This window comes from Rhodanobacter sp. TND4EL1 (assembly GCF_054061035.1).
Genome location: NZ_JBSSDT010000001.1, coordinates 1,339,510 through 1,351,293, shown reverse-complemented (window position 1 = coordinate 1,351,293; position 11,784 = coordinate 1,339,510). Strand labels below are relative to the sequence as shown.

The following is an 11,784-nucleotide window of genomic DNA, read 5'->3' as shown; positions in this document are numbered from 1 at the left end:
GCGTTTGGCGCTTACCGTCAGGCTTTCACTCTCCGGGGACTGCGATGATGAAACCTTTGATTGTCGCGTTGCTGCTGGCGTTGGTAGCTGCGCCTGCGATCGCGACCGATGCCGTGAGCACCAGCTTTGTGCCCGCTCAGGGCGAGCATGCCTTCAACGTCCGCGACTTGGTGATGATGGATCGGGTTGGTGATCCGCAGTTGTCGCCGGATGGTCGCTATGCGGCGTTCGGACTGCGCAGCACGGATTACGCGGCGAACAAGGGGGTCAGCGCGATCTATGTTCTGGATCTGCGCAACGGCGGCCAGCCGGTGAAGGTGGTGGACAAGGGCGGTTCGGCGCGCTGGTCGGTGGATGGGCGCAGCCTGTATTTCATGGCGCCGGCGAAGGATGTGGAGCAGTTGTGGCGGGTGGATCTGGGCGATGGCGCCGGCTTGAACCTGGGCAAGCACGCGGCCGCCGTGCAGGTCAGCCATGGCGTGCTGGATCTGGGTGGCTACAAGTTGTCGCCGGATGGCAAACAGGTGTTGCTGTCGTATGAGGTGTTCACCGATTGCGCCACGCTGGCGTGCACTCAGCAGCGGGTCGAGGCGCGCGACAAGGACAAGGCCAGCGGCACGATCTACAAGAAGCTGTTCGTGCGGCATTGGGATACGTGGGCCAATGGTCGGCGCAATCAGTTGTTTGCGGCGCGTTTCGACGGCAAGGGCCAGTTGACGGCCGAGCCCAAATGGCTGACTCGCGGCATTGACGGCGATGTGCCGAGCAAGCCGTTTGGCGGCGACGACGAGTTCGGTTTCTCGGCGGATGGCAAGACGGTGTATTTCGATGCGCGCATCGCCGGCCACAGCGAGCCGTGGTCGACGAACTTCGACGTGTACAGCGTGCCGGCGGACGGTTCGGCCGCGCCGAAGAATCTCACCGCCGAGAACAAGGCGTGGGATGGGTATCCGGTGGCGTCGCCGGATGGCAAGACGCTTTATTACCTGGCCATGAAGAAGCCGGGCTTCGAGGCCGACCGCTTCGCGATCATGGCGCTGGACCTGGCCAGCGGCAGCCGCCGCGAGGTGGATCCGCAGTGGGATCGCTCGCCGGGCGGGCTGACCATTTCCGCTGACGGCAAGACGCTTTATGCCACCGCTGACGACAACGGCCAGCATCCGCTGTTCGCGATCGACGCGGCCAGCGGCAAGGTCAGCCAGCTGGTCGGCGACGGTACGGTAAGCGCGTACTCGATGGCCGCCGGCAAACTGTTGCTGAGCCGCGACGATCTGAAGCATCCGGCCGATCTCTACCTGGCCACGGCCGATGGTGGCGACTTGAAGCAGGTCACCCACTTCAACGCGGCGGACCTGAAGAACGCGAAGATGGGCGATCCGGAGTTCTTCACCTTCAAAGGCTGGAACAACGAGACGGTGCAGGGTTACGTGGTGAAGCCGGCCGACTACAAGGCGGGGCAGACCTATCCGGTGGCCTTCATCATCCATGGCGGCCCGCAAGGTGCGATGAGCAACGGCTGGAGCTATCGCTGGAACCCGCAGACTTACGCGGGCCAGGGCTTCGCCGTGGTGACGGTGAATTTCCACGGTTCCACCGGTTACGGTCAGGCGTTCACCGATGCGATCTCCGGGGACTGGGGTGGCAAGCCGCTGGAGGATCTGAAACTGGGCTGGAAGGCGGCGCTGGACAAGTACAGCTTCCTCGACGGCAACCGCGCCTGCGCGCTCGGCGCCAGCTACGGCGGCTACATGGTGTACTGGATGGCCGGCGTGTGGAACCAGCCGTGGAAGTGTCTGGTCGACCACGACGGCGTGTTCGATGCGCGCGCGATGTACTACGACACCGAAGAGTTGTGGTTCGAGGAATACGAGAATGGCGGCACGCCGTTCGATCACCCGCAGAACTACGAGAAGTTCAACCCGGTCAACCACGTGAAGGACTGGCGCGTGCCGATGATGGTGATCCATTCGGCCAAGGACTTCCGCATTCCCGATACCCAGGGACTCGGCGCCTTCACCGCACTGCAGCGTCGTGGCATCCCCAGCGAACTGCTGCACTTCCCGGACGAGAACCACTGGGTGCTGAAGCCGCACAACAGCGTGCAGTGGCATGACGCGGTGAATGCGTGGCTGAAGCAGTGGACGGCAGAAGACGCGCCGAAAGCCGCCGCGCACTGAGTCGATGGATGTTGATGAAAACGGCGGCCTGCGGGCCGCCGTTTTTGTTTCCGCAAGCGCAGATCGGTAGTGTCGTTCAAGGCCGGTACTCGTAGGAGCGCACCCTGTGCGCGATGCTCTTCGGTAGCGTGGAGGATAGCTCGCACACAGGGTGCGCTCCTACAATTTGCTACACACCCGGGCCTCGCCGTCGATCAGCGCCGTAGGGCGGGCAACGCCCGCCAGCTTCTGTTTGGCGCACGGCGACAGCGCGGCGCGCTAGGCCTGGCCTGGCCTGACGGAGTGGGCCAAGAGGGCCGTGCGGATCGGCTGGCAGGTTGCGGGACCCATGCAGTACGATCAGCGGTGTTGTCATGGCCAAGTCCCACGCACAGGAACATCACTCATGTTGCTCGATGCGCTGCACGCACAAAAAGATGCGATCAACGCCGCGTGTCGCCAATATGGCGCGCGTCGAATCCGTGTATTTGGCTCCGTGGCCCGAGGTGAAGAGCGGCCGGACAGCGATATCGATTTCCTGGTTGATTTTCCTCCAGGTTATGACCTGTTCGCACAGCGCCTGCCGTTGGCCGAGCGGCTGGCCGAGATTACGGGCCGCCAGTTGGATGTGATTCCCGAGCACGAGTTGAATCGCCATATCCGGGCCCGCGTGCTGCAAGAAGCGGTTGATCTGTGAGCAAGGCCTGGCAGGCCTACGCCGCGCATATTCTGGATGCCATCGGGAAAATCGACCGGATCCAGCAACGCGGCGACCTGACCCTTGACGAGGTCTTGTACGCCGCCACGCTGCGCAATTTGCAGACCCTGTCCGAGGCAACGCAACAACTGCCTGAGGCCATCAAGACCCAATATCCGGCCATACCCTGGAAGCAAATAAGCGGCTTCCGCAACATTCTGGTGCACAACTATCTGGGTGATATCGACCCCCGCACCGTGCTGATGGTGGTGCAGCAGCACCTTCCGCCGCTGGCCTCAGCAGTGAGTGCGATGCTCGCGACAGACTCTGTCTGACAGGGCGTAGATCCCCGGTTGAACTGGGCTGGGCAAATCAATTTACTCGCGAAGTCGAACACCGGCGGCGGGCATTGCCCGCCCTACGACACCGGCTTTTGTAGGAGCGCACCCTGTGCGCGATGCTCTTCGGTAGCGTGGAGGAGAGCTCGCGCACAGGGTGCGCTCCTACAATTCACAACCCACCAGAGTCCCGCCCTACGGCGCGACTTTCGCAGGATCGCGCCCTGTGCGCGACGTCCTCCGGCACGCTGCGATAGACCTTCGCGAAAACGCGCGCTCAGCGCAGCAGGGCGCGCAGGCGGCTGCGGGTGAAGGCGCCGAAGTTGAGTTGTTCGCACAGGGCTTCGAGTTGCTCGGCCGGGCGGCTCTGGCGTTGCAAAGTGTCGATGCTGCTGGCGCCGGGGGCATCGAGTGCGATGCGGGTGAGCCGGCGGTACAGCCGGGCGTGTTCGGCGTGATCACGCAGCTTGGCGGCGCAGGCGGCGGCGCCGCGCAGACGCAGGAAGGCGACTTCGTCGATGCGTTCGAGCAGGGTGTCGAGGCTGCCGAAATGGCTGAGCAGGGCGGCGGCGGTCTTGGCGCCGACGCCGGGCACGCCGGGAATGTTGTCCACGCTGTCGCCACACAGGGCGAGATAGTCAGCGACCTGGTGCGGATGCACGCCGAGTTTGTCGTGCACGCCGGCGGGTCCCCAGCGCAATCCGCGAGCGTAGTCCCATTGTTCATCATGCTCGCCCAGCAACTGGCCGAAGTCCTTGTCGGCGGAGATGATCACGCTGCGCCAGCCCTGTGCGCGCAGGTTCCACACGGTGCTGCCAATCAGGTCATCGGCTTCGAAGCTGTGGTCGATCATCAAGTGCACGCCAAGTGCTTCGGTGATCGCACGGCATTGCACGAATTGCCGTTCCAGATCCGGCGGTGGCAATTCGCGGTTGGCCTTGTACGCCGGGTAGATCGCGTTGCGGAACGAGCTGGTCAGCGAGGCATCGAAGGCGACTGCGAGATGTTCGGGCTGCACGCGTTCCAGCAGCTCGCACAGGAAGCGGGTATAGCCGTGCACCGCATTGACCGGATGACCCTCGGCGTCATGGAATTCGTCCGGCATCGAGTGCCAGGCGCGGAAGACGTACAGGCTTCCGTCAACCAGATGGACGGCTGGACGTCCATTTTCCGGTCCGTTCACGGGGTCCAGCTGCTGAGCAGGTCAGGCAGGGCCGGGCGGTCGCGGTCGGGCACGTCGATCTGTGGCGTCCCCAGGTGGATGAAGCCGATCACGTGTTCGTTGGCCGCCAGGCCAAGCAGGGCAGCCACGTTGTGATCGTAGGCGGCCCAGCCGGTCAGCCATTGGGCGCCATAACCGAGGGCGAAGGCGCCCAGCAACAAGTTGTGGGCGACCGTGCCGGCGCTCAGTTTCTGCTCGATCTCCGGTACCTTGCTGTCCGCGTCCAGACGGGCGATCACGGCAATCACCAGCGGTGCGAAGGTGTAGCGCAGGCGGTCCTTTTCCAGTTTGGCGTCGGATATTTCGGGATTGTTCTTCAGCGCGATCTCGGCCACGCGCTGGCCGAAGACGAGCTTCGCCTCGCCCTGCAGCCGGATCAGCCGGAACGGCACCAGTTTGCCGTGGTCGGGCACGCGGATGGCCGCTTCCAGCAGCTGTTGCAGGGTGGCTTCGTCCGGGGCGGGTTCACCGAGTTGGCGCGAGGGAACGGAGTGGCGTTGCTGCAGCAAGGAAAGATCAAAAGGCATGGAAGAGGATTCATCAAGTGGCGATATGGATCGGTGGGCGAGCGGCTCAGTCTGGCATCGGCAACTTGAACGAGCCGGGCAGAAGTTCGGCCACGCTGGTCTGCTCGGTGTCGCCGTGCAGGTTGCCCAGCAGCACCGGCATCGCGTCGTGACACAGTTCGGACATCACCTGACGGCAGGCGCCGCAGGGACTAACCGGGCTGGGCGTATCGGCGATCACCGCCAGCGCCACGAAGTCGCCACGCTGGCAACCGGCGGCCATCGCACTGAACAGGGCGGTGCGTTCGGCGCAATTGCACAGGCCGTAGGCGGCGTTCTCGATGTTGCAGCCGCTGAACTGCCGCCCGTCGCGGGTCAGTACGGCGGCACCGACCTGGAACTTCGAATACGGGGCATACGCCTGTTCGCGGGCGCGGCGTGCCAGCGCCATCAGGTCGTGCAACGAGGATGGATTGAAAGCGGCGAGTGCTGCGGGCATCGGGATCTCCGGCGATGACCCCGGCACGGGCGAGCCGCGCGTGCCGGCGGACCAGCTTACTCTTTCCCGCCGGTCCGGATCAAAATCCGTTCGTGCCGCTAAGATGACCTGACCAAGGCCGAGGGGACTGCATCATGGGGATCACCGTAGCCGCTGTGCGTGAGACCGCCGCTGGCGAGCGCCGCGTTGCGATCACGCCTGAGATGGCGAAAAAGTTGCGCGGCAAGGGCCTGCGGGTGCTGCTGGAACACGATGCCGGACGCGCGGCCGGTTTTCCGGATGCAAGCTATGCCGAGGTGGAGTTTGCCGACGCCCAGGCGGTGCTGGCCCAGGCTGATCTGCTGGCCTGCGTGCTGCCGCCGGACGAGGCGGCATTGGCCGCCTTGCGCGAGGGCAGCGTGGTGGTCGGCCAGCTGCGTCCCTACGGTGCGGCCGAGCGGCTGGCCACCCTGGCAACGCACAAGCTGAGTGCGTTCTCGCTGGAGTTGCTGCCGCGAACGACTCGGGCCCAGGCGATGGATGTGCTGAGTTCGCAGGCTGCCGTGGCGGGTTACCGCGCGATGCTGATCGCCGCCGAAGCCTCGCCCAAATTCTTCCCGATGCTGACCACCGCCGCCGGCACCATCCGGCCATCGAAAGTGCTGGTGATCGGCGCTGGCGTGGCCGGTTTGCAGGCGATTGCCACAGCGCGCAGGTTGGGCGCGCAGATCGAGGGTTATGACGTGCGTCCGGAAACGCGGGAGCAGGTCGAGTCGCTCGGCGCGAAATTCCTCGAATTGGGCGTCAGCGCCGCCGGCAGCGGCGGCTACGCCCGCGAGCTTTCCGCCGAGGAGCGCGCTGCGCAGCAGCAGGCGCTGGCCGATCACCTGAAGAGCTTCGACGTGGTGGTCAGCACCGCCGCGGTGCCCGGGCGACCCGCGCCGAAAATCCTGACCACCGCGATGGTCGAGGGGATGAAGCCCGGCGCGTTGATCGTGGATCTGGCTGCCGAGGGCGGCGGCAACTGCGAACTGACCCGGCCGGGCGAGCGGGTCGAGCACGGCGGCGTGGTGATCCTGGGCCCGCTGAACCTGCCCGCCGGCGCGCCGCTGCACGCGTCGGAAATGTATGCGCGCAACGTATTCAACTTCGTCGAGCTGCTGGTACATGACGGCGCACTGACGCCGGATTTCAACGACGAGCTGGTGGCGAAAAGCTGCGTGAGTCACGCCGGCGAAACGCGCTTCAACGGTTGAGCGAAAAGTAGCTGCGCCATCGCGTTGTGTTGGGCGGGCAATGGCCGCCGGCTCTCGGCGTTTCGCCGCGACGAATCGGCGGCAGTGTCCGTCCCACGGATCGGTGTGACTGCAGGTGCGTAGGGCGGACATTGTCCGCCGGCTGTTCGAGGTCCCGCGGTCACAAGCGCAGGCATGACGACAGTAGGAGCGCACCCTGTGCGCGATGCTCTTGCCTGACGTGACGAAAAGCATCGCGCACAGGGTGCGCTCTTACGGGGCATGCCGGACAGGCGTGGTTGTCGGGTGCAGGGCGCGCCGGGTTTCAGGGTTGGCCGGGGCCGCCGGGCGGTGGTGGCGGGCGATCGTGTCCGCCGCGACGGTCATTCCATGCACGACGTTGCTCCGGTGGCAGTTCGTGCCAGCGACGGAGCAGGGCGGCGCGTTGGTCCGGGGGCAGTTTCTGGAACTGCTCGAAGGTGCTGTGCAGTTGTTCGCGCTGGGCTTCGGGCATCTGATGGAATTTGCGCATGTTTTCGCGCGCCTGCTGGCGCTCGGCGGGCGTCATCTGCTGCCAGTGGGCGATGTGCTGACGGACTTCCTCGCGCCTTTCCGGTGGCAGGGTCACCCAGCGCTCGGCTCGATGCAGCATGCGCGCCTGCTTGTGCGGTGACATGCGGTCCCAGTCGTCTTTCAGCGGTGCCAGCACTTCGCGCTGGGCCGGGTTCAGGCTGATCCACGGACGAAAGGACGGTGGCGCTTCGCCGCTTGGTGGTGGCGGCGGTGGCGGGTTCTGTGCGTGCAGCGGCGCCACGGCCACGCCGCCGAGCAGGGCGGCAAGCACGAGCGTCAGGAGGGAATGAAGGATTCGATTCATGGCTCAGCGCTTGACGGACGGACTGTCGGTGCTGGCCAGCCAGTCGTAGAAGTCGAGGTTCTGGTAAAGGTTCGGGTCGGTCTTGTCGGCATCCGGCGGCAATTCCGTGTCGATGTCATCGGCGCTGCTGATGGAGGGCAGGGTGGAGCTGGCGTGTCGTTGCGGCAGTGGCTGCCACACCATCAGCGCGGCCAGCGCGATCACCGCGAATGCGCCCGAAGGGATCAGCCAACGCACGGTGTGGCGCGGCGAGGCCACGGGCGGTTGGAGCGCCTTGCGTCGGGCTGCGCGCAGCCGCCCGGCGGTCACCGGATCGACGTGTTGTGACGCCTCGTGCCACAGCTTGCGGGCGCGCTGTTCAAGCGCATTGTCGGGCCGGTCTTTGTCCAGCGAATTCATCGCCAGTCCTCCAGTTGGTCGCGCAGATGATGCATGGCGCGCGACAGATGGGTTTTCACGCTGCCTTCGGAGCAGCCCATGGCCCGGGCGGTTTCGGCCACGTCGAGCCCTTCCAGCATGCGCAGCATGAACGCTTCGCGCTGCCGCCGCGGCAGTTGCCTGACGGCCGTGGCCATGTCGCTGTACGACTGCGAATCGTGCAGCCGGCCCAGCGGATCCTGGCCGGGGTCGGCCGGCTCCCACACGGGCATCTCGTCGCCGTCGCCGTCACGGCCGCCACCGAGCCAGCCGACGACGATCGAGCGCACCTTGCGTCGGCGCTGCAGGTCAATCACCCGCCGACGCAGGATGCCCCAGAACAGCGGCGCCCATTCGGTAGCGGGTTTGTCGCGGTAATGCTTGACCAGCCGCAGCATGGCGTCCTGCACCGCGTCCATGGCGTCTTCGCGATGGCGCAATTGCAGTTCGGCCATGCGGAACGCGCGCCGTTCGACCTGCGCAAGAAACGCCTCCAGGGTGGCGGGTGTTTCGCGCGCGTCGCTCAACAGATCCGCGTCGAGGGTGCCGATGGCGCTGTTCACGACGACCTCGTCGCCGTTCTCGATTGAACCATCTGCAGGCTCCGGCGGTGTGCTCCCGGACTTCAACGCGGCAGGCTCGCACGGGTTGACCGGCACCCGTATGATGCAAACTCGACGCCCTGGCGGGCGGCTCTCACGGGGGATGGGGTCATGATCGACGGTTTCCTGGCGCTGTACATCTTCATGCTGGCTGCATTTACCGGCTATGAAATCATCGCGCGGGTGCCGGTGATCCTGCATACGCCACTGATGTCCGGGTCCAACTTCGTGCACGGCATTGTGCTGGTTGGCGCCATGATCGCGCTAGGGCGGGCGGACACGCCATTCGAGATCACCATCGGTTTCATCGGCGTGCTGCTGGGCGCCGGCAACGCTGCCGGCGGCTACGTGGTGACCGAACGGATGCTGGAGATGTTCAAGTCCAGCAAGCCCGGCGTCGGCAAGGAGAGCAAGTGATGAGCTGGCTGCCGACTGCCATCAAGGCGTGCTACTTCCTCGCCGCGCTGCTGTTCATCCTGGGCCTGAAGCGCATGAGCTCCCCGCGCACCGCGCGCGGTGGCATCGTCTGGGCCGGTTACGGCATGTTGCTGGCGGTGCTGGCCACCTTCTTCCTGCCTGACATGCACAACCGCGGGCTGATCATCGCGGCCGTGCTGATCGGCGTGAGTGCCGCCTGGTGGACCGGTCGCCGCGTGGCGATGACGGCGATGCCGCAGATGGTGGCGCTGTACAACGGCATGGGTGGCGGTGCGGCAGCGGCGATCGGCGCGGTCGAGCTGATCGGTTACGCCCGCGGTCTGGGCATGCTGCATGCGGTGCCCGACACCTCGCCGCTGCGGCCCGAAGCCTGGGCGGTGAACGCATTGCCGCCGACGCTCACCCCGATTGAACTGGCCCTGGGCGTGCTTGGCGCCCTGATCGGTGCGGTGAGCTTTTCCGGTTCGCTGGTCGCGTTTGCCAAGTTGCAGGGCTGGATGGACAAGCGTTTCGTGTTTGCCGGCCAGCGCGCGGTGAACCTGTTGCTGCTGGCGGCGGCTGTCGTGGCCGGCACCATGCTGGTGCTTGGTCAGGCCAGCGTGCCGCTGATCGCGGCGTTCTTCGTACTGGCGCTGCTGTTCGGCCTGATGATGACCTTGCCGATCGGCGGCGCCGACATGCCGGTGGTGATCTCGCTGTACAACGCATTCACCGGCTTGGCGGTGGCGTTCGAGGGTTTCGTGTTGGGCAACGAGGCGATGATCATCGCCGGCATGGTGGTTGGCGCGGCGGGTACCCTGCTGACCCAGCTGATGGCCAAGGCGATGAATCGCTCGATCGGCAACGTGCTGTTTGGCAGTTTTGGTGCGGCCGGTGGCGAGGCGCAGGCGATCGAAGGTGCGCAGAAGCCGATCGACGCCAGCGACGCGGCGGTGATGATGGCGTACGCCGAACGCGTGGTGATCGTGCCCGGTTACGGGTTGGCGGTAGCGCAGGCGCAGCACAAGGTGTGGGAGTTCGCCCAGTTGCTGATCAAGCGCGGGGTGAAGGTGAAGTTCGCAATCCACCCGGTCGCCGGCCGCATGCCTGGCCACATGAACGTGCTGCTGGCCGAAGCGGGCGTGCCGTACGACCTGATCGCCGACATGGAAGACATCAATCCGGAGTTCGCCACCACCGATGTGGCGCTGGTGATCGGCGCCAATGACGTCGTGAACCCGCTGGCCAAGACCGACCCGGCTTCACCGATCTACGGCATGCCGATTCTCGACGTGGGCAACGCGAAACACGTGATCGTGATCAAGCGCGGCAAGGGCACCGGTTTCGCCGGGATCGAGAACGCGCTGTTCTATGCCGACAACACGCGCATGTTGTATGGCGATGGTCAGGCGGCCGTGGGCGAGCTGGTGACGACGCTGAAGGACGTCGACGGCTGATCCGTCCGCGATTTTGCAGGAGCGCACCCTGTGCGCGATGCTTTCACGTAACCTCACAAGAGCATCGCGCACAGGGTGCGCTCCTACAGGCGGGCAATGCCCGGCGCCGTTGATCGTGCGCATCATTGAAGAGCGGGCGGACAGTGCCCGCCCTGCGTCCGCAGATATTGCCGTCAGGGTTGGCGCGGTTTGCGCCAGGCCAGCCACGCGGCAAGCAGCATGCCGAGTGCGACGTAGACAACGTCCGCCGGCGACCAAGCCATCCGCGCCAGTTGCCACAGCAGGCCGATGCCGGCGGTGCGCATGGCTTCGATCAGGCCCATGCCCATGTTGCCGGCGATCAGCACACCCGCGATCAGCAGCTTCACATACAGCGTCGCCAGCAGCGTGGCGGCGGCTGCCATGCTGGCGGCGGCGATACCCGGCGGGCGCACGCAGGTGCGTATGGTCCAGGCCAGCACGGCGCCGATCGGCAACGCCATCCACGGTGCCGGTTGGCGCAAATACATGGCCACCACCATCCACACGGCACCGCCAGCCAGCCCCAGCATGGCGGCACTGAACAGCGAAAATGCGTACAGCAATGCGGCACGCGCGCTCATCGTGGACGCCGGATCAATGGGGCGGTAAGCATGCGTGGTCCATCGGCAAAGCGAGCATCATAGCGTGCTGCCGACCGTTCGCCCCTTGAGTTCGGCGACCGGGGCCTGATCTGGGACAAGCGGCCGCACGCGGCGGCCGGCATAATAGGCAACCCGGGTTCGACGCATGCGCGCACCCACCGAAACAGGATTGGCGTTGGCATGAGTGGTTTCAGTTTGAGCAGCGAGCCGTTCACCCTGGTGCGCGACTGCAGTGCCGTGATGGTGCCGCAGGGCGAGCAGGTGACGCTTCCCGCAGGCCAGATCGGGTACATCACCCAGGCTCTGGGTGGCAGCTTCACGGTCTATGTGGAGGGCAATCTGTTCCGCATTGCCGGCGATGACGCCGATGCACTGGGCAAGCCGCGGCCGGAACCGATCGAGGTGCCGGCGAACGCCACCAATGAAGATGTCGAGAAGCTGGCCTGGGATCAGCTGCGCACCGTGTTCGACCCGGAGATCCCGGTGAACGTAGTGGAACTGGGACTGGTCTACGACCTCAGCCTGGAGCAGATCGAATCGGGCGAGCGCAAGGTCTACGTGAAGCTCACGCTGACCGCGCCGGGCTGCGGCATGGGCGATATCCTGGTGGACGACGCGCGCACCAAGCTGGAAATGATCCCCACGATCAGCGAAGCCGAAGTGGACCTGGTGTTCGATCCGCCGTGGTCGCATTCGATGATGTCCGACGCCGCGAAACTCGAAACCGGGATGCTCTGAGCGACTGATCGGTGGCGGTGG

Annotated in this window: 14 protein-coding genes; 7 read left to right on the top strand and 7 right to left on the bottom strand. The window is 65.4% G+C overall.

Translation table 11 applies throughout. The annotated features are described in order from the left end of the window. Positions 1-47: 47 nt before the first annotated feature. The 3 genes from ACVWWQ_RS06420 to ACVWWQ_RS06410 all read left to right on the top strand — a co-directional run bounded on the left by ACVWWQ_RS06420 (position 48) and on the right by ACVWWQ_RS06410 (position 3,188). On the top strand, positions 48-2,177 hold the full coding sequence (locus ACVWWQ_RS06420; RefSeq protein ID WP_133951254.1) for an alpha/beta hydrolase family protein: 2,130 nt from the start codon (positions 48-50) through the stop codon (positions 2,175-2,177). 385 nt (positions 2,178-2,562) lie between these two features. Beyond that, positions 2,563-2,853, top strand: a complete 291-nt coding sequence (locus tag ACVWWQ_RS06415; RefSeq protein WP_133951252.1) for a nucleotidyltransferase family protein — start codon at positions 2,563-2,565, stop codon at positions 2,851-2,853. Next, positions 2,850-3,188 carry a HepT-like ribonuclease domain-containing protein gene (locus ACVWWQ_RS06410; protein WP_133951250.1) on the top strand — a complete coding sequence of 113 codons (339 nt, stop codon included), beginning with the start codon at positions 2,850-2,852 and terminating at the stop codon, positions 3,186-3,188. The genes ACVWWQ_RS06415 and ACVWWQ_RS06410 overlap by 4 nt, the downstream gene beginning before the upstream one ends. A gap of 280 nt (positions 3,189-3,468) precedes the next feature. Here ACVWWQ_RS06410 and ACVWWQ_RS06405 read toward each other — a convergent pair whose 3' ends face one another. From ACVWWQ_RS06405 to cdd, 3 genes are read right to left on the bottom strand one after another with little or no spacing between them, the layout of a single operon-like run. Beyond that, on the bottom strand, positions 3,469-4,374 hold the full coding sequence (locus tag ACVWWQ_RS06405) for a 5'-3' exonuclease H3TH domain-containing protein (protein WP_133951248.1): 906 nt from the start codon (positions 4,372-4,374) through the stop codon (positions 3,469-3,471). After that, positions 4,371-4,940, bottom strand: a complete 570-nt coding sequence (locus tag ACVWWQ_RS06400) for a nitroreductase family protein (RefSeq protein WP_133951246.1) — start codon at positions 4,938-4,940, stop codon at positions 4,371-4,373. Before ACVWWQ_RS06400 ends, ACVWWQ_RS06405 begins: the two co-directional genes overlap by 4 nt. 46 nt (positions 4,941-4,986) lie before the next feature. After that, the gene (gene cdd, locus ACVWWQ_RS06395) at positions 4,987-5,418 is read right to left on the bottom strand and encodes a cytidine deaminase (RefSeq protein WP_133951244.1); all 432 of its coding nucleotides are present in this window, start codon (positions 5,416-5,418) and stop codon (positions 4,987-4,989) included. A 134-nt stretch (positions 5,419-5,552) separates the two neighbouring features. On the opposite strand from cdd, the gene ACVWWQ_RS06390 reads away from it, so the two are divergent. Continuing rightward, positions 5,553-6,653 (top strand): NAD(P) transhydrogenase subunit alpha, encoded by a 1,101-nt coding sequence (locus ACVWWQ_RS06390; protein WP_133951243.1) that lies wholly within the window; start codon positions 5,553-5,555, stop codon positions 6,651-6,653. 304 nt (positions 6,654-6,957) lie between these two features. Here the strand turns inward: ACVWWQ_RS06390 and ACVWWQ_RS06385 are convergent, their stop codons facing one another. The 3 genes from ACVWWQ_RS06385 to ACVWWQ_RS06375 are packed head-to-tail and all read right to left on the bottom strand — an operon-like array spanning position 6,958 to position 8,489. Then, on the bottom strand, positions 6,958-7,509 hold the full coding sequence (locus ACVWWQ_RS06385; RefSeq protein WP_133951242.1) for a DUF3106 domain-containing protein: 552 nt from the start codon (positions 7,507-7,509) through the stop codon (positions 6,958-6,960). A gap of 3 nt (positions 7,510-7,512) precedes the next feature. Further along, on the bottom strand, positions 7,513-7,908 hold the full coding sequence (locus ACVWWQ_RS06380) for a hypothetical protein (protein WP_133951240.1): 396 nt from the start codon (positions 7,906-7,908) through the stop codon (positions 7,513-7,515). Continuing rightward, positions 7,905-8,489 carry an RNA polymerase sigma factor gene (locus ACVWWQ_RS06375; RefSeq protein ID WP_099654280.1) on the bottom strand — a complete coding sequence of 195 codons (585 nt, stop codon included), beginning with the start codon at positions 8,487-8,489 and terminating at the stop codon, positions 7,905-7,907. Before ACVWWQ_RS06375 ends, ACVWWQ_RS06380 begins: the two co-directional genes overlap by 4 nt. A gap of 150 nt (positions 8,490-8,639) precedes the next feature. Here ACVWWQ_RS06375 and ACVWWQ_RS06370 point away from each other — a divergent pair, with 150 nt between their 5' ends. Next, complete coding sequence (locus ACVWWQ_RS06370) at positions 8,640-8,945, top strand: NAD(P) transhydrogenase subunit alpha (protein WP_099654032.1); 306 nt, start codon at positions 8,640-8,642, stop codon at positions 8,943-8,945. After that, on the top strand, positions 8,945-10,402 hold the full coding sequence (locus ACVWWQ_RS06365) for an NAD(P)(+) transhydrogenase (Re/Si-specific) subunit beta (RefSeq protein WP_133951238.1): 1,458 nt from the start codon (positions 8,945-8,947) through the stop codon (positions 10,400-10,402). The genes ACVWWQ_RS06370 and ACVWWQ_RS06365 overlap by 1 nt, the downstream gene beginning before the upstream one ends. A gap of 173 nt (positions 10,403-10,575) precedes the next feature. Here the strand turns inward: ACVWWQ_RS06365 and ACVWWQ_RS06360 are convergent, their stop codons facing one another. Then, positions 10,576-11,004 (bottom strand): hypothetical protein, encoded by a 429-nt coding sequence (locus ACVWWQ_RS06360; RefSeq protein WP_133951236.1) that lies wholly within the window; start codon positions 11,002-11,004, stop codon positions 10,576-10,578. A gap of 201 nt (positions 11,005-11,205) precedes the next feature. Between ACVWWQ_RS06360 and sufT the strand changes: the two genes are divergently transcribed. After that, positions 11,206-11,763, top strand: coding sequence for a putative Fe-S cluster assembly protein SufT (gene sufT, locus ACVWWQ_RS06355; RefSeq protein WP_099654035.1), 558 nt, complete (start codon positions 11,206-11,208; stop codon positions 11,761-11,763). Positions 11,764-11,784: the final 21 nt, after the last annotated feature.